At 71.7% G+C, this 16,683-nt stretch carries 14 protein-coding genes; 9 read left to right on the top strand and 5 right to left on the bottom strand.

Translation table 11 applies throughout. From position 1 onward, the window contains the following. Positions 1–122: 122 nt before the first annotated feature. Positions 123–1,001, bottom strand: coding sequence for a 3-methyl-2-oxobutanoate hydroxymethyltransferase (gene panB, locus CNQ36_RS10080; protein WP_004931983.1), 879 nt, complete (start codon positions 999–1,001; stop codon positions 123–125). A gap of 199 nt (positions 1,002–1,200) precedes the next feature. On the opposite strand from panB, the gene CNQ36_RS10075 reads away from it, so the two are divergent. The 3 genes from CNQ36_RS10075 (at position 1,201) to CNQ36_RS10065 (ending at position 4,680) form a co-directional block, all read left to right on the top strand. Next, the gene (locus CNQ36_RS10075) at positions 1,201–2,790 is read left to right on the top strand and encodes an MFS transporter (RefSeq protein WP_121545731.1); all 1,590 of its coding nucleotides are present in this window, start codon (positions 1,201–1,203) and stop codon (positions 2,788–2,790) included. Between the two features lie 71 nt (positions 2,791–2,861). After that, on the top strand, positions 2,862–3,482 hold the full coding sequence (locus CNQ36_RS10070; RefSeq protein WP_004931987.1) for a TetR/AcrR family transcriptional regulator: 621 nt from the start codon (positions 2,862–2,864) through the stop codon (positions 3,480–3,482). A gap of 178 nt (positions 3,483–3,660) precedes the next feature. Continuing rightward, complete coding sequence (locus tag CNQ36_RS10065; protein ID WP_121545730.1) at positions 3,661–4,680, top strand: endonuclease/exonuclease/phosphatase family protein; 1,020 nt, start codon at positions 3,661–3,663, stop codon at positions 4,678–4,680. A gap of 212 nt (positions 4,681–4,892) precedes the next feature. Here CNQ36_RS10065 and CNQ36_RS10060 read toward each other — a convergent pair whose 3' ends face one another. Genes CNQ36_RS10060 through CNQ36_RS10050 form a run of 3 tightly spaced genes read right to left on the bottom strand, consistent with a single transcriptional unit; the run spans position 4,893 to position 7,980 of the window. Further along, positions 4,893–6,653, bottom strand: coding sequence for an NAD+ synthase (locus tag CNQ36_RS10060; RefSeq protein ID WP_121545729.1), 1,761 nt, complete (start codon positions 6,651–6,653; stop codon positions 4,893–4,895). Between the two features lie 44 nt (positions 6,654–6,697). Next, complete coding sequence (locus tag CNQ36_RS10055) at positions 6,698–7,318, bottom strand: DUF305 domain-containing protein (protein WP_121545728.1); 621 nt, start codon at positions 7,316–7,318, stop codon at positions 6,698–6,700. Next, positions 7,315–7,980 (bottom strand): DUF3105 domain-containing protein, encoded by a 666-nt coding sequence (locus CNQ36_RS10050; protein WP_121545727.1) that lies wholly within the window; start codon positions 7,978–7,980, stop codon positions 7,315–7,317. The genes CNQ36_RS10055 and CNQ36_RS10050 overlap by 4 nt, the downstream gene beginning before the upstream one ends. Positions 7,981–8,135: 155 nt before the next feature. On the opposite strand from CNQ36_RS10050, the gene CNQ36_RS10045 reads away from it, so the two are divergent. The 5 genes from CNQ36_RS10045 (at position 8,136) to CNQ36_RS10025 (ending at position 12,979) form a co-directional block, all read left to right on the top strand. After that, positions 8,136–8,582 carry an RrF2 family transcriptional regulator gene (locus CNQ36_RS10045; RefSeq protein ID WP_121545726.1) on the top strand — a complete coding sequence of 149 codons (447 nt, stop codon included), beginning with the start codon at positions 8,136–8,138 and terminating at the stop codon, positions 8,580–8,582. Between the two features lie 233 nt (positions 8,583–8,815). Continuing rightward, complete coding sequence (gene glnA, locus CNQ36_RS10040; RefSeq protein WP_004931998.1) at positions 8,816–10,177, top strand: type I glutamate--ammonia ligase; 1,362 nt, start codon at positions 8,816–8,818, stop codon at positions 10,175–10,177. Positions 10,178–10,600: 423 nt separating this feature from the next. Then, positions 10,601–12,139, top strand: a complete 1,539-nt coding sequence (locus tag CNQ36_RS10035) for a pectate lyase family protein (protein ID WP_121545725.1) — start codon at positions 10,601–10,603, stop codon at positions 12,137–12,139. Between the two features lie 136 nt (positions 12,140–12,275). Beyond that, the gene (locus CNQ36_RS10030; protein ID WP_121548411.1) at positions 12,276–12,545 is read left to right on the top strand and encodes a hypothetical protein; all 270 of its coding nucleotides are present in this window, start codon (positions 12,276–12,278) and stop codon (positions 12,543–12,545) included. Then, entirely contained in the window at positions 12,542–12,979 is a 438-nt protein-coding gene (locus CNQ36_RS10025; RefSeq protein WP_121545724.1) for a type II toxin-antitoxin system VapC family toxin, read from the top strand. Before CNQ36_RS10030 ends, CNQ36_RS10025 begins: the two co-directional genes overlap by 4 nt. A gap of 16 nt (positions 12,980–12,995) precedes the next feature. On the opposite strand, the gene CNQ36_RS10020 is transcribed toward CNQ36_RS10025, so the two are convergent. Beyond that, positions 12,996–13,436, bottom strand: a complete 441-nt coding sequence (locus tag CNQ36_RS10020) for a VOC family protein (RefSeq protein WP_121545723.1) — start codon at positions 13,434–13,436, stop codon at positions 12,996–12,998. A 246-nt stretch (positions 13,437–13,682) separates the two neighbouring features. Between CNQ36_RS10020 and CNQ36_RS10015 the strand changes: the two genes are divergently transcribed. Next, the gene (locus tag CNQ36_RS10015) at positions 13,683–16,682 is read left to right on the top strand and encodes a bifunctional [glutamine synthetase] adenylyltransferase/[glutamine synthetase]-adenylyl-L-tyrosine phosphorylase (protein ID WP_121545722.1); all 3,000 of its coding nucleotides are present in this window, start codon (positions 13,683–13,685) and stop codon (positions 16,680–16,682) included. The last annotated feature ends 1 nt before the right edge of the window (position 16,683 follow it).

The raw sequence follows: 16,683 nt of genomic DNA, 5'->3' as shown, positions 1-16,683 counted from the left end.
CCGACAAACCCCCGACATCCCACCGACAGCCTTCCGGTCCGGGATAGGGGCCGGCCCCGCCGACGGGGGAAGATCGACGGGGCCGGTGGTGCGGCATTGGCTCAGCCGCGGCGTCAAGCCGCTCAGTGCACGGAGTGCGCCTCCTCCGGGAACGTCCCGCCGACCACGTCCTCGGCGAACGCCCGCGCCGCCCCGCTCATGACCTCACGCAGATCGGCGTACTGCTTCACGAACTTCGGCACCCGCCCCCCGGTAAGCCCCAGCATGTCGGTCCACACCAGCACCTGGGCGTCCGTCTGCGGGCCCGCCCCGATCCCGACGGTCGGGATCTGCAGCGTCCGGGTCACCTCGGCCGCGAGCTCCGCCGGCACCAGTTCCAGGACCACCGCGAACGCCCCGGCGTCCTGCACGGCCTTGGCGTCCCGCAGCAGCTGCTGGGCCGCCTCCTCGCCGCGGCCCTGCACCCGGTAGCCCATCGCGTTCACGGACTGCGGCGTGAGCCCGATGTGCGCCATCACCGGGATCCCGGACTCCACCAGCAGCTCGATCTGCCGGTGCGACCGCTCGCCGCCCTCCAGCTTCACCGCGCCGACCCCGGCCTCCTTGACCAGCCGGGTCGCCGAGCGCAGCGCCTGCGTCGGTCCCTCCTGGTACGAGCCGAAGGGCAGGTCGCCGACGATCAGCGCGCGTGAGGTGCCCCGTACGACCGCGGCCGACAGCATGGTCATCTCGTCGAGGGTCACGGGCACGGTGCTCTCGTACCCGAGGTGGCAGTTGCCCGCGGAGTCGCCGACGAGCATCACCGGGATGCCGGCCTCGTCGAACACGGACGCGGTCATCGCGTCGTACGCGGTGAGCATGGGCCACTTCTCGCCCCGCTCCTTGGCGGCGGCGATGTCACGGACAGTGATACGGCGTGTGCCCTTGCCCCCGTACAGCGTCTTGCCGCCGGCGGAGGAACCGGACGTCGTCCCGGTCTGGGCAGCCGAAAGCTGCGTCATGGAACCGTCTCCCAACACGTCATCTCGAGGCGCCCTGACGGCGTCCCCGGACCACTTCCATGGTGGCACCTCACTCCGGCGAGGGCCAGAGGCCCCCCTGTGACTTCCGCTCGGCGGTCGTGCAATGTCCCGGCAAGAACTGGGCAAAGGATTTCCGATACGAGACGGTCTCGTATCGGAATTCACTACGCTGGGTCGCATGACTTCTCCTGCCGCCCCCGCCCGCCGGGTCCCGGAGGCCGTGCACCGGCGCCGCTGGGCGATCCTCGGCGTACTGATGCTGAGTCTGCTGATCGTCGTGCTGGACAACTCGATCCTGAACGTCGCCATCAAGACGATCTCCACGCCCGCGCCCACCGGCCTGGGCGCCACGCAGAGCGAACTCGAGTGGGCGATCAACGCCTACACGCTCGTCTTCGCCGGGCTGCTCTTCACCGCGGGGCTGCTGGGTGACCGGCTCGGCCGCAAGAAAGTGCTGGTCGGCGGTCTCGTCGTGTTCGGCCTCGGCTCCGCCCTCGCCGCGTTCTCCGGCTCCCCGGCCGAGCTGATCGGCTTCCGCGCGGTGATGGGTCTGGGTGCGGCGTTCGTCATGCCGGCCACCCTGGCCGTCCTGATGAACGTCTTCGAACGCGACGAGCAGCCCAAGGCCATCGGCATCTGGGCGGGCGGCGTGGGTCTCGCCATCGCCATCGGCCCGATCACCGGCGGGCTCCTCCTGGACCACTTCTGGTGGGGCTCGGTCTTCCTGATCAACGTGCCGATCGTCGTCCTGGCCGTCGCGCTGATGCTCTGGCTGGTCCCCGACTCCCGGGACCCGAAACCGGGCCGGATCGACCCCGTCGGCGTCGTACTGTCCGTGGCCGGCCTGGTGCTGCTGGTCTACGGCATCATCAAGGGCGGCCAGCTCGCCGACTTCACCGACCCCACCGTGCTGGCGGCGATCGGCGGCGGCCTCGCCGTACTCGCGGCCTTCGTGGTGGTCGAGAAACGCAGCGACCACCCGTCCATCGACATGGCCTACTTCAGGAACAGGGTGTTCTCCGCGGCGATCGTCGCCATCGCGCTGGTCTTCTTCGCGCTGATGGGTGTCACGTTCTTCGCGGTGTTCTACACCCAGAGCGTGCGCGGCTACTCGCCGCTGGAGACCGGGCTGCTGATGCTGCCGCTGGCCGCCGCACAGATGATCTTCGCGCCCAGGGCCCGCCTGCTGGTGGACCGCTTCGGCAACAAGGCCACCACGACCGCCGGACTGGTGGTGCTCGCGGCGATGCTGGCCGCCTTCGCCACGCTGGACGGGGACACGCCGATCTGGGTCCTGGAGGTCGTCTTCTTCCTCATGGGCGCCGGCATGGCCCACGTCATGACACCGGTCAGCGTCGTCATCATGCAGGCCCTGCCCCGCGAGAAGGCGGGCTCCGCCTCCGCGCTGAGCAACACCTTCCGCCAGGTGGGCGGCGCCCTCGGCATCGCCGTGCTCGGCTCGGTGCTGTCCACCGCCTACCGCAACGGCATCGAGGACAAGCTCGGCCTGCTGCCGCCCGGCGTGCGGCACGCCGCCGGCGAGTCCATCGAGGCCACCCTGGCCGTGGCGGACCGGCTGGGCGCACGCGGCGAACCCCTTGCCGCCGCGGCCGACGACGCGTTCCTGCACGCCATGCACGTCACCGCGCTGTGGGGCGCCGGCGTCGCGATGGTGGGCGCCGTCGTCGTCGCCGTCTTCCTGCCCGGCCGCACCCCGGCGCCCGAGGACGACCGCGAGGAACAGGAGATGGTCTCCGCGGCGGACTGAGAACCCCCGGGCGGTGGACCACCACCGCCCACCGGGGAGAATCGTCCGAGCCGACCGAAAGGACCGACGACGTGAGCCTCGCCGACACCGGCCCCCGGCAGGACGGTCCCGCGCGCGGCCGCCCCCGCAGCGAGGCGGTCGAGCGCGCCATCATCGAGGGCGTGATGAAGCTCCTCGAGGACGGCGTGCCCCTCGCCGAGCTCTCCATCGAACGCATCGCCCGCACCGCCGGCGTCGGCAAGGCCACCATCTACCGCCGCTGGAGCGGCAAGGAACAGCTGCTCGTCGACGTCATGCGCGCGGCCGAGCCCCCGGACCCCGACCTCCCCGGCACCTCCATGCGCGACGACCTCGTCGTGCTGCTGGAGTCCCTGCGCCGGCGCGGTCTGGCCGGGCGGACCTCGGCGATCCTGCACCATGTGCGCGCCCAGATGAAGAGCAGCCCGAACCTCTGGGCCGCCTACCACGACACCGTCATCCTGCCGCGCCGCCTGCTCGGCCTGGAGGTGCTGCGCCGGGGCCGGGAGAACGGCGAACTGCGCGCCGACGTCGACATAGAACTCCTCAACGACATCGTCGTGGGCCCCGTCCTCGTGCGCACCGTCCTGCGCCCCGACTCCGACCTCCCCGACGACCTCGCCGAACAGGTGGTCGACACGCTGCTCCAGGGCCTGCGCCCGGTCAGCGGCTGATGTGCGCGTTTCGTCACAGAGGACACTTTCCGCGCTCCGGCCCGGAACTCCCCGGGCACCCCGGTGCGTCCTCGCCCCCGTACGGCCGCCGAGCGGCGGCGGGAACGGAACCGATCATCCCCTAGGGTCGTACGGACACGGGGGCGACGGTGCGCACGGCAGGTTGTGAGGCGACGGTATGGCGCAGCAGGCGTACATGACGGAGACGGACAGCGGCGGCTCGGGGCCACGCCGGTCGACCCGGTTCCGGAACCTGCTGCGCGACCGCGGGATCTGGCGCCGGGGCATCGTCCTGGCCGTGTGCGCGGTCCTGCTGGCGCTGGTCATGATGGCCCACACCCGCATCCCGAACGCGATCGGCAACCTGGGCAGCCTGGTGGACACCTTCCTGCCCTGGCTGGGACTGCTGATCCCCGTGCTGCTCGTCCTCGGCCTGATCCGCAGGTCGGCCACGGCACTGATCGCGACGATCCTGCCGGCGGCCATCTGGCTGGACCTCTTCGGCGGCCTGCTCACCGACAAGACCGACTCCGGCGGCGACCTCACGGTGGCCACGCACAACGTCAACGCCGATAACCCGGACCCCTCCGCCACCGCCCGCGACGTGGCCGCCTCGGGCGCCGACATACTGGCCCTCGAGGAGCTGAAGGCGTCGGAGGTCGCCACCTACGAGCGGGCGCTGGCGTCGACGTACCGGCACCACGCCGTGGTCGGCACGGTCGGACTGTGGAGCAAGTACCCGCTGAGCGACGTCAAGGCGGTCGACATCCGCCTCGGCTGGAAGCGCGCGATGCGCGCCACGGTGACCGCCCCCGCCGGCCAGGTGGCCGTCTACGTCGCCCACCTCCCGTCGGTCCGCGTCAAACTGGAGGCCGGCTTCACGGCCCGTCAGCGCGACAAGAGCGCCGACGCCCTGGGCGAGGCCATCGCCGACGAGCCCCTCACCAACATCGTCCTGCTGGGCGACCTCAACGGCACCATGAACGACCGCGCCCTGAACGCCGTCACCTCCCAGATGCGCTCCACCCAGGGCGCCGTGGGCAGCGGCTTCGGCTTCAGCTGGCCCGCGTCGTTCCCGATGGCGCGGATCGACCAGATCCTGGTCAAGGGCGCCCAGCCGGAAAGCAGCTGGACCCTCCCCGCCACCGCGAGCGACCACCTCCCCATCGCCGCCCGGGTGAAGGTCACCGGCGACTGAGGCCGCAGCCGCGTACGGCGGTGAGGGGCCGGGGCGGGGGTGCCCGCCCGCAGCGACTGGCGCGTCCACACCCCGCACCCCTTGCAGCACACGCGATCCGGGCCGGTCCGAGGACGGACACCCCCGCCCCGGCCCCGCCCCACCCACCGCACGCGCCACAGCGCCCGCCAACCAAGCGCCCGTCACCCCCGCGCAAGGGGGCGCCGCAGGCCTCAGACGAGGCCACCCTCCCGCCACCCGTTGGTGATCGGCAGCCGCCGGTCCTTCCCGAACCCCTTGGGCGAGATCTTCGTCCCCGGCGGATACTGCCGCCGCTTGTACTCCGCCCGGTCCACCATCCGCAGCGTCCTCGTCACCAGCTCCGCGTCGAACCCGGCCGCGACGATCTCGTCCGCCCCCCGGTCCCGGTCCACGTACAGCGCCAGGATCGCGTCCAGCACCGGGTAGTCCGGCAGCGAGTCCGTGTCGACCTGCCCCGGCCGCAGCTCCGCGCTCGGCGGCTTGGAGATCGAGTTCTCCGGAATCGGCGGAGTCTCCCCCCGCTCCACCGCCGCCCGGTTGCGCCACTCCGCCAGCCGGAACACCGACGTCTTGTACACGTCCTTGATCGGCCCGTACGCGCCCACGGAGTCCCCGTACAGCGTCGAGTACCCCACCGCCAGCTCCGACTTGTTCCCCGGCGCCAGCACGATGTGCCCCTCCTGGTTGGAGATCGCCATCAGCAGCGTCCCCCGCAGCCGGGACTGCAGGTTCTCCTCCGCCAGCCCCGTCAGCCCCAGCGCGCCCATGTACGCGTCGAACATCGGCTCGATCGCGACCGTCCGGTAGTTCAGCCCCGTCCGCCGGGCCAGCTCCGCCGCGTCGTCCTTCGAGTGCTCCGACGAGTACTTCGACGGCATCGACACGCCGTAGACGTTCTCCGCCCCCACCGCGTCGCAGGCGAGCGCCGCGACGAGCGCCGAGTCGATCCCCCCGGACAGCCCGATCACCACCGACCGGAACCCGTTCTTCGCGACGTACGCCCGCAGCCCCACCACCAGCGCGGAGTACACCTCCTCGTCGTCGTCGAGCCGCTCGGCGTACGCCTCGCCCGACCCGGCCTCGTACGCCGGCACGGGCTCCTCCGACAGCACCACGCGGTCGATCCGCAGCCCGTCGTCCACGACCCCCACCGGCGCGTCGGCCACCGCCGCCGGAAGCTCCAGGTCGACCACGACACACGCCTCGGAGAACTGCGGCGCCCGCGCCACCACGCCCCCGTCGCGGTCCACGACGATCGAGTCCCCGTCGAAGACCAGTTCGTCCTGCCCGCCCATCATCGCGAGGTACGCGGTCGTGCACCCGGCCTCCTGCGCCCGCTTGCGCACCAGCTCCAGCCGGGTGTCGTCCTTGTCGCGCTCGTACGGCGAGGCGTTGACCGACAGCAGCAGCCCGGCCCGCGCGGACCGCGCGGCCGGCACCCGCCCGCCGTCCTGCCACAGGTCCTCGCAGATGGCGAGGGCGACATCGATTCCGCGCACCCGCACCACCGGCATGGTGTCGCCGGGCACGAAGTACCGGAACTCGTCGAAGACCCCGTAGTTCGGCAGGTGGTGCTTGGCGAAGCTCAGCACCACCTCGCCCCCGTACAGCACGGCGCCCGCGTTCTGCGGCGCACCGGCCGGCTGCCCGTACTTCGGCTGGGCGGCGGCGCTGCGGTCGAGGTAGCCGACGACCACCGGAAGCTCCCCGAGCCCCTCCTCGGCGAGCCGGGAGGCAAGGGAGCGCAGACCGGCCCGCGAGGCCTCCACGAAGGACGACCGGAGGGCCAGGTCCTCGACGGGATACCCGGTCAGCGCCATCTCCGGGAACGCCACGAGGTGCGCTCCCTGCTCGGCGGAGTGCCGGGTCCAGCGGACAATCGTTTCGGCGTTGCCGGCGAGGTCGCCGACGCTCGAGTCGATCTGATTCAGGGCGAGACGTAGTTGAGGCACGGGCCCAGTGTAATCGTCAAAACGACACGATGTCCTGAAGCCCCCTACCGGGCGGCCGCGCCCCGCTCCTCCAGCATCCCGGCCATCAGCTCGATCTCCGACTCCTGGCCCTCGACCATCCCGCGGGCGAGCCGCTTCTCGACCCCCACCTCACAGGCCCGCACACACGCCTGCGCCATGTGCACCCCGCCCTTGTGGTGGTCCGTCATGAGCTGCAGGTAGAAGACCTCGGCCCGCTTCCCGTCCAGTTCCCCCAGCCGCTTCATCTCGGCGTTGGTCGCCATCCCCGGCATCAGCGCCCCGTCCTTGCCGGCGGCCGCGTCGCCCATGCCCATCCAGGTCATCGGCGGGTCCGAGGAGACCTTGGGGAGTTCCCACAAGTCGAGCCAGCCCAGCAGCATGCCCCGCTGGTTGGCCTGCGTCTGGGCGATGTCGTAGGCGAGCCGCCGGACCTCCTCGTCGTCCGTACGGTCCCGCACGACGTACGACATCTCGACGGCCTGCTGATGGTGCACGGCCATGTCCCGGGCGAACCCGGCGTCGGCGGAATCGGCGGTGGGGGCCGCGTCCGAGGCGCCCTCGTCCCCGGCCACCGCGTAGGTGATCGCGCCGGTCGCGACGAGCGCCGTGACCGCGGCGCCCGTGACCAGCCCCCACTGCCTCACTTGGAGAGTCCGTTGGTGCAGGCGGCACCCGGCTCGGGCGTCTGCTCGCCCTGGACGAACTTCTCGAAGAAGGCGTCCAGATCCGGGTCGTCCGCGCCGGTCACCGTGCGCTGGTGCCCCCACGCGCTCAGCATGATCGGGTCCTTCTGCCCGTCCACCGGACTCATCAGCGTGTACGGCGTCTTCTTCACCTTCGCCGCGAGCGCGTCGACGTCCGCCTTCCCGGCGTCGGCGTTGTACGTCACCCACACGGCTCCGTGCTCCAGCGAGTGCACGGCGTTGGTGTTGTTGATCTCGTCGCCGTAGACGTCCCCGTTGCAGTTCATCCACACGGGGTTGTGGTCACCGCCCACCGGCGGCGTGACGGGGTAGTTCACCGCCTTGGCCACGTGGTTGCGCCCCAGCGTCCCCTCCCAGGTCCGCACGCCGTCCTTGCCCGTGACGAACTTGCCGGGGTTCTTGGAGTCCGCCGCCGTGCTGCCGCCGTCGTCGTCCGACTGCGACTGCACGAGCACCACGGTGCCGGCCACGAGCCCGGCGACGACCACGACACTGGCCGCGATGGTGAGGATCCTGTTGCGGCGCTCGCGCGACTGCTCGGCGCGCCGCATCTCCTCTATGCGTGCCGTGCGTGACGCGCTGCTCTTCTTGGCGGAGCCCATGGGAGGTGTCCTTCGGGGGAGAAGTGGGAGGAGCGGGTGAGCTGATCGTAATCCGGAAGCCACCACGAGTCGTAGGGGGCAGCGCCTCACCCCTCTCCCGCCTCCCGTCCCCGAAAAATTTGAACCCGGGATGCGCATTACCTACGCTCTCTGTCATGCGGCTCCTCCGCTCCACAGACCTGGCCCTGCGCGTCCTGATGCGCCTCGCCGTGGCCGGTGACTCCAGCCCGACCACGCGCGAGGTCGCCGAGGCGATGGACGTGCCGTACACCCATGCCGCGAAGGTCGTCGCCGAGCTCCAGCACATGGGCCTGCTGACGGCCCGCCGAGGCCGGGGCGGCGGGCTGTCCGTCACGGAGGAGGGCCGCGCCGCCTCCGTGGGCGCCCTGGTCCGGGCCTTCGAGGGCGACGGCGACGTCGTCGACTGCGAGGGCACCGCCACCTCGCCGGCCTGCCCCCTGAGCTCCGCCTGCCGGCTGCGCGGCGCACTGCGCCGGGCCCAGGAGGCGTTCTTCGCCACGCTGGACCCGGTCACGGTGGCCGACATCGTCACCGACCCCACGGGCCCCCTTCTGCTGGGCCTCTCCCCGAAACCGTCGTAGCGACCGCCCCCCGGCCCGGGCCACCCGTTACGGAGCCCGCCCCGAACAGGCAAGATGGAACCCGCGGCGGTACACCTGTCGTGTGCGGGACGTTCAAGCGGCGGCCGCTCGGCCGATCGAGGTCGGCAACGCGTATGAAACGCTGGTGTGGTGGGATGCTCGGGACGCCCGGCCGCCTCCCGGGGCGCGGGAGCGGACAGGCGGCCTGACCGGCAAGGATGGGGAAGCGGAAGATGGACAAGCAGCAGGAGTTCGTGCTCCGGACGTTGGAGGAGCGCGACATCCGGTTCGTGCGCCTGTGGTTCACCGACGTGCTGGGCTTCCTCAAGTCCGTGGCCGTCGCCCCCGCCGAACTCGAGCAGGCGTTCGACGAGGGGATCGGCTTCGACGGCTCCGCCATCGAGGGCTTCGCCCGCGTCTACGAGTCCGACATGATCGCCAAGCCGGACCCGTCGACGTTCCAGATCCTGCCCTGGCGCGCCGAGGCCCCCGGCACGGCCCGGATGTTCTGCGACATCCTGATGCCGGACGGCTCGCCGTCCTTCGCCGACCCGCGCTACGTCCTCAAGCGCGCCCTGGCCCGCACCTCCGACCTGGGCTTCACCTTCTACACCCACCCGGAGATCGAGTTCTTCCTGCTGAAGAACAAGCCGCTGGACGGCAGCCGCCCGACCCCGGCCGACAACTCCGGCTACTTCGACCACACCCCGCAGAACGTCGGCATGGACTTCCGCCGTCAGGCGATCACCATGCTGGAGTCGATGGGCATCTCGGTGGAGTTCTCCCACCACGAGGGCGCCCCCGGCCAGCAGGAGATCGACCTGCGCTACGCGGACGCGCTCTCCACGGCGGACAACATCATGACGTTCCGCCTGGTCATGAAGCAGGTCGCGCTGGAACAGGGCGTCCAGGCCACCTTCATGCCGAAGCCCTTCTCGGAATACCCGGGCTCCGGCATGCACACCCACCTCTCCCTCTTCGAGGGCGACCGCAACGCGTTCTACGAGTCCGGCGCCGAGTACCAGCTCTCCAAGGTCGGCCGCTCCTTCATCGCGGGCCTGCTGCGGCACGCCGCCGAGATCTCCGCGGTCACCAACCAGTGGGTCAACTCCTACAAGCGCATCTGGGGCGGCTCGGAGCGCACCGCGGGCGCCGGCGGCGAGGCCCCCTCGTACATCTGCTGGGGCCACAACAACCGCTCGGCCCTGGTGCGCGTGCCCATGTACAAGCCCGGCAAGACCGGCTCGGCGCGCGTGGAGGTCCGCTCCCTCGACTCCGGCGCCAACCCGTACCTGGCCTACGCCCTTCTCCTGGCCGCCGGCCTGAAGGGCATCGAGGAGGGCTACGAGCTCCCGCCGGGCGCCGAGGACGACGTGTGGGCCCTCTCCGACGCGGAGCGCCGCGCCCTCGGCATCGAACCGCTCCCGCAGAACCTGGGCGAGGCGCTCACCCTGATGGAGCGCAGCGACCTGGCCGCCGAGACGCTCGGCGAGCACGTCTTCGACTTCTTCCTGCGCAACAAGAAGCAGGAGTGGGAGGAGTACCGCTCCGAGGTCACGGCCTTCGAGCTGCGGAAGAACCTGCCGGTGCTGTAGGCCGGGCCGGGCGGTCTCCTGCCGCCCGAGCGAGTGCGGCCGGCCGGCCCGGAAGGTCAGGTCGGCCACCCGCGGTGCCCCGGCCCGGTCGAACCGGCTGTCGATCAGGCCGGTGACGCGTGCCGCGACCGCGGGACGGTCGAGTACGCCGCATTTCCGCGCTGCCCCGCGGCACAGGGAAACCCGCGCCCGCGCCGCATCGAATCGGAGTTCGACATTCCGTAACTGCGCGGAGTCTTGCCAGCCCCTCGAACGTGGCCCTACTGTCGCCGGGAACCAACAGAAAGCGCTTTCCCACCGATGGGCCGGGCCCACCCCGCCCTCCCTCATCGGTCTAGCTGTCATGCCCATGACACTGCATGCACACTGCACCGCATCGCACCGCAGCACCCCATGACTTCAGAGGATGAAGGCGAGACGAGCATGAGAAAGTCAGTCGCCGTGCGGCTCTCCGCGTTACTTGCCACGGGAGCCCTCGCGGCCGCGACCGGCGTGGCGATGTCCACGTCCACCGCATCCGCCGCGACCGGCGGTGTCACCGGTTACGCGACGCAGAACGGCGGAACCACCGGCGGCGCCGGCGGCCAGACGGTCCGCGCCACCACCGGCACCGCGATCCATCAGGCCCTGTGCGGCCGGGCCAGCAGCTCGACCCCGATCGTCATCCAGGTCGAGGGCACCATCAACCACGGCAACACCGCCAAGGTGTCGGGCAGCAGCTGCAACACCGCGGCCGGCGTGATCGAGCTCAAGCAGATCAGCAACGTCACGATCGTCGGCGTGGGCAACGGCGCCGTCTTCGACCAGCTGGGCATCCACATCCGGGAGTCCAGCAACATCATCATCCAGAACGTGACGGTGCGGAACGTCAAGAAGTCGGGCTCGCCCACGTCGAACGGCGGCGACGCCATCGGCATGGAGAGCGACGTCCGCAACGTCTGGGTCGACCACACCACGCTGGAGGCGTCCGGCGGCGAGTCGGAGGGCTACGACGGCCTCTTCGACATGAAGGACAACACCCAGTACGTGACGCTGTCCTACAGCACCCTGCGCAACTCCGGCCGCGGCGGCCTGATCGGGTCCAGCGAGAGCGACACCTCGAACGGGTACGTCACCTTCCACCACAACCTGTACGAGAACATCGACTCCCGTACGCCCCTGCTGCGCGGCGGCATCTCGCACATCTACAACAACCACTACAAGAACCTCAACGAGTCCGGCATCAACTCCCGGGCCGGCGCCCGCGCCAAGGTGGACAGCAACTACTTCGAGGACTCGAAGGACGTGCTGGGCACCTTCTACACCGACGCGGCCGGCTACTGGCAGGTCAGCGGCAACATCTTCGACAACGTGACCTGGTCCTCGCGCAGCGGCGACAACAACCCGGCCGGTCCGAACCCGACGTCGAACACTTCGGTCAGCATCCCGTACTCCTACGCCCTCGACGCGGCCAACTGCGTGCCGAGCGTGGTGAGCCAGACGGCGGGCGCCAACAAGGGCCTGAAGGTCTCGGACGGCAGCTGCACCCCGCAGAGCCCCGACCCGACCGACCCCGGCAGCCCGGACCCGACGGACCCCGACCCGACGAACCCGCCCACCGGCACCAACCTCAGCATCGGCGCGGGCGCGGACGGCTCCTCCAAGGCCTCCGGGACGAGCTACGGAAACGTCGTCGACGGCAGCACGAGCACGTACTGGTCGCCGTCCGGCTCGACCGGATCGGTCTCGGTGAAGTGGGGCTCCGCCACCACGGTCTCCAAGGTCAACATCCGCCTGGCCTCGGGCTCCGGCACCATCGGCTCCTACCGTGTCCTCAACCACGACACGGGGGCCGTCCTGGCCTCCGGCAGCGGAGCGGGCGTCATCGGCTTCAGCCCCACCTCCCTGAAGAAGGTCACCTTCGAGATCACCAGCGCCTCGGGCACCCCGAGGATCGCCGAATTCGAGACCTACACGAGCTGACCCGCACCGGGGGCCGCCCACTGTGGGCGGCCCCCGGCCCCGGCCGTGGGGGGGGATTGGCACACCTACGGGTGATCGGCTTCCGAACGTCTCCGCCCCCGGTCCCGTGTGGTACAGGATCTGTACCATGTTGCACATGGCCCTGAAGCGCACCAACGTCTACGCCGAGGAGGGCGACCTTCTCCTCATCAAGGAGGCCGCCGCCCGCCTGGGAGTGTCGGAAGCGGAAATGATCCGTGAGGGCATCCACCGCATCGCCCTGGCACACCGGGTGTGGGACGATCCGTTCGTCTCCGACGAGGAGACGTTCGATCTCGGCGGTCCCGTGGACAAGGACGAGATCCGGTCGGCGGTGACGCGGGGCCATGGTGAGCGCGAGCGGCGGAACCGGGGCGGTGCGGTGTGATCGCCATCGCCGACACCTCCGGCATCCTCGCCCTGTTCAACCGCTCGGACCCTGATCACCACGCGGCCGGAAAGGCCGCGGACCAGTGCGGCTTCCTCGTCGCGAGCCCGCTCGCGCTCACCGAGGTGCACCAGGTGGCCACCAGCCGCGCCGGACGCGGCGCGGCAGACAGCATCCTTCGCTCCCTCACCGAGCGCGTACGGAGGACACGGCTGGTCCTGGCCCCGCCGACGCCGGAGATCATGGACGCGGCGTTGACCGTCCGGGCGCGCTACGCGTCACTGGACCTGGACCTGGTGGACGCGGTCAACGTCGCTCTCGCCGCCGAATACGACACGGACGCCGTCCTCACCAGGGATCTCCGGGATTTCCGCGCCCTGCGCCCGCTGGGCGGTCGCCATAGCTGCTTCCGCGTCCTCCCCGACGACCTCTGACCCGCGAGGGGCGAACCTACGCCCCCGCCGGGCCCCCCAGCACCCGGTGCAGCGGCTCCGTCGCCCGTTTGCGGTACTCCTGTACCGCCCAGCCGTTGCCGTCCGGGTCGGTGAAGTACATGAAGGTGGCGCCGTCCGACTCGGCGTACCGGACCGGCTCGGAGACGTCCAGGCCCCGTTCGACCAGTTCCGCGTGGGCCTTCCTGATGTCGGCGACGCAGAGCTGGAGCCCCTGGTAGGTGCCGGGCGCCGGGGTCTGCCCGGGGGTCGATTCCCACAGCGTCTCGCCGAGGGCGATCGAGCAGCCGGAGCCCGGCGGGGTCAGCTGGACGATGCGCATGCCCGGCATGACCTCCTGGTCGATGTCGACGTGGAAGCCGACCTTGTCCCGGTAGAAGTCCCTGGCCCGGTCGATGTCGCTCACCGGGAGCGGGATCACTTCGAGGGTCATGTCCATGGAACGGCGACTCCTTCGTCGGGTACGGCGGGCACGGCGACCACGGCGGACGGCGGACACGGCCGGACCATCACCAGGCCCGGCCGGAACGACTCCCCCTACCGAATCCGAAAACGGTGCGCCGCGCCACCGAAACCCGGCAACGGGTCCCGGCCGTCCGGGCCGCCCGCCCCGGGGCCGTCAGCCCGTACTCCGGATAGGCTCATGGCCGTACGACCCTGATCCGAGGCACGAGGGAGGCCGGGGATGACGTCGGCGCCGGGGCGCAGGAGCAGTACCTTCACTCGGCTGCTGCGGCACGGCTTCACCGATCCGTCCGCCGCCGAGCAGCTGCTCGACAGCGAGGGGCTGGCGGCCGTGCGCAGCGACCCCGTCCTGCTGGACGCCCTCGGCGCGACCGCCGACCCCGACCTCGCGCTGCACGGTCTGGTGCGGCTGCTGGAGGCGCAGCAGGGCGGCACCGCCCGGCAGGAGCTGCTGGACACGCTGATAGCCGCCAAGCCGCTGCGGGACCGGCTGCTCGGGGTGCTGGGCGCGTCCGAGGCGCTGGCCGACCACCTGGCCCGGCACCCGAGCGACTGGCAGGCCCTCGTCACCTACGAGCCACGCGACCTGCACCCGGGCGTGGAGGAGTTCGAGCGGGGACTCGCCGAGGCCACCGACCCGGTGTCCCTGCGCGTCGCCTACCGGCGCTGTCTGCTGTCCATCGCCGCCCGGGACGTCTGCGGCACGATCCAGGTCGACCAGACCGCCGCCGAGCTCGCCGACCTCGCCACCGCCACCCTGCGCGCCGCCCTCGCCCTCGCCGGGGCCGATGCGCCCGAGGACGCCGCGATGTGCCGGCTCGCGGTGATCGCGATGGGCAAGTGCGGGGGACACGAGCTGAACTACGTCTCCGACGTCGACGTGATCTTCGTCGGCGAGGCCGTCGACGGGGCCGACGAGGACAAGGCGGTGCGGGCCGCGGGACGGCTCGCCGCGCACATGATGCGGATCTGCTCCGAGACCACCGTCGAGGGCTCCATCTGGCCCGTCGACGCCAATCTGCGGCCCGAGGGGCGCAACGGGCCCCTGGTGCGCACCCTCGCCTCCCACCTCGCCTACTACCAGCGCTGGGCCAAGACCTGGGAGTTCCAGGCGCTGCTCAAGGCCCGCCCGGTCGCCGGCGACCTCGCGCTCGGCGAGGAGTACGTCGCCGCGCTCGAGCCGCTGGTGTGGGGGGCCGCCGAGCGGGAGAACTTCGTCGCCGACGTGCAGAAGATGCGCCGCCGGGTCGTCGAGAACATCCCCGCCTCCGAGATCGACCGCCAGCTGAAGCTGGGGCCGGGCGGACTGCGGGACGTCGAGTTCGCGGTGCAGCTGCTCCAGCTGGTGCACGGCCGTGCCGACGGCTCGCTGCGCAGCGGCACCACCCTCGACGCGCTGAAGGCCCTCGCCACCGGCGGCTACGTCGGCCGGACGGACGCCGCCCAGCTCGACGACGCCTACCGCTTCCTGCGCACCATGGAGCACCGCATCCAGCTGTACCGGCTGCGCCGCACCCATCTCGTCCCCGAGGACGAGGCCGGACTGCGCCGCCTGGGCCGCTCCCTCGGCCTGCGCACCGACCCGGTCGCCACCCTGAACCGGGAGTGGCGGCGGCACGCCTCCGTCGTACGGCGGCTGCACGAGAAGCTGTTCTACCGGCCGCTGCTCGACGCCGTCGCCGCGCTCGCCCCCGGGGAGGCCCGGCTCAGCGCGGAGGCCGCCAGGGAACGCATGGTGGCCCTCGGCTACGAGGACCCGGCCGCCGCGCTGCGGCACCTGGAGGCGCTGGCGTCCGGCGTCACCCGCAAGGCGGCCATCCAGCGCACCCTGCTGCCCGTGCTGCTGGGCTGGTTCGCGGAGTCCGCCGACCCGGACGCCGGGCTGCTCAACTTCCGCAAGGTCTCCGACGCCCTCGGCAAGACCCCCTGGTACCTGCGGCTGCTGCGCGACGAGGGCGCCGCCGCCGAGAACCTCGCCCGGGTGCTGTCCGCCGGCCGGCTCGCCCCCGACCTGCTGATGCGCGCCCCCGAGGCGGTGGCCCTGCTCGGCGACGGCGACGGGGGGCTCCGGCCGCGCTCCCGCGCCCATCTGGAGCAGGAGATGCTGGCCGCCGTGCGCCGCGCGGACAACGCCGTCCAGGGCGTCACGGCCGCCCGCGGGGTCCGCCGCCGCGAGCTGTTCCGCACGTCCGCCGCCGACATCGTCGGCTCCTACGGCACCGAGTCACAGCCCGCCGAGGCCGACCAGGGCGCCCTGGTGGACCTGGTGGGCGGCGCGGTGTCCGACCTGACGGCCGCCACCCTCGCCGGCACCCTGCGGGCCGTGGTCCGCGAGGGCTGGGGGGACACGCTCCCCACCCGGTTCGCGATCATCGGCATGGGCCGCTTCGGCGGACACGAGCTGGGCTACGGCTCCGACGCGGACGTCCTGTTCGTCCACGAACCGCGCGACGGGGTGGACGAGCGGGAGGCGGCCGAGGCGGCGGGCAAGGTGGTCGCCGAGATGCGCAGGCTGCTCCAGATCCCCAGCGCGGACCCGCCCCTGCTCATCGACGCCGACCTGCGCCCGGAGGGCAAGTCGGGGCCGCTGGTGCGCACGCTCAAGTCGTACGAGGCGTACTACCGCCGCTGGTCGCTGGTGTGGGAGCGGCACGCGCTGCTGCGCGCCGAGCACGTCGCCGGGGACGAGGAACTGGGCCGCCGCTTCACCGAGCTGATCGACCCGCTGCGCTACCCGGCCGACGGGCTGGACGAGGAGGCGATCCGCGAGATCCGGCGGCTGAAGGCCCGGATGGAGTCCGAGCGGCTGCCCCGCGGCGCCGACCCCAAGCTGCACGCCAAGCTGGGGCCGGGCGGGCTGTCCGACGTGGAGTGGACCGTGCAGCTGCTCCAGCTGCGGCACGGCGCCGGGGAGCCGGGCCTGCGCACCACGCGCACCCGGGAGGCGCTGGCCGCCGCCCGCGCGGCCGGGCTGATCTCCGAGGAGGACACCGCCGTCCTCGACGAGGCCTGGGTGCTGGCGAGCCGCGTGCGCAACGCGGTGATGCTGGTCAGGGGCCGCGCCGGGGACACCTTCCCCACGGTGCCCCGGGAACTGAGCGCCGTCGGCCGCTACCTGGGCTACGGCCCCGGCCACGCGGGCGACATGCTCGACGCGTACCGGCGCACGGCACGACGGGCGCGGGGCGTGGTGGAGGAGCTGTTCTACGGAGGGGCCTGAC

The sequence above is a fragment of the Streptomyces fungicidicus genome (assembly GCF_003665435.1).
GTDB classification, from domain to species: Bacteria; Actinomycetota; Actinomycetes; order Streptomycetales; family Streptomycetaceae; genus Streptomyces; species Streptomyces fungicidicus.
Note: the sequence above shows the minus strand (reverse complement) of the source record. Positions and strands in the feature narration are given on the sequence as shown.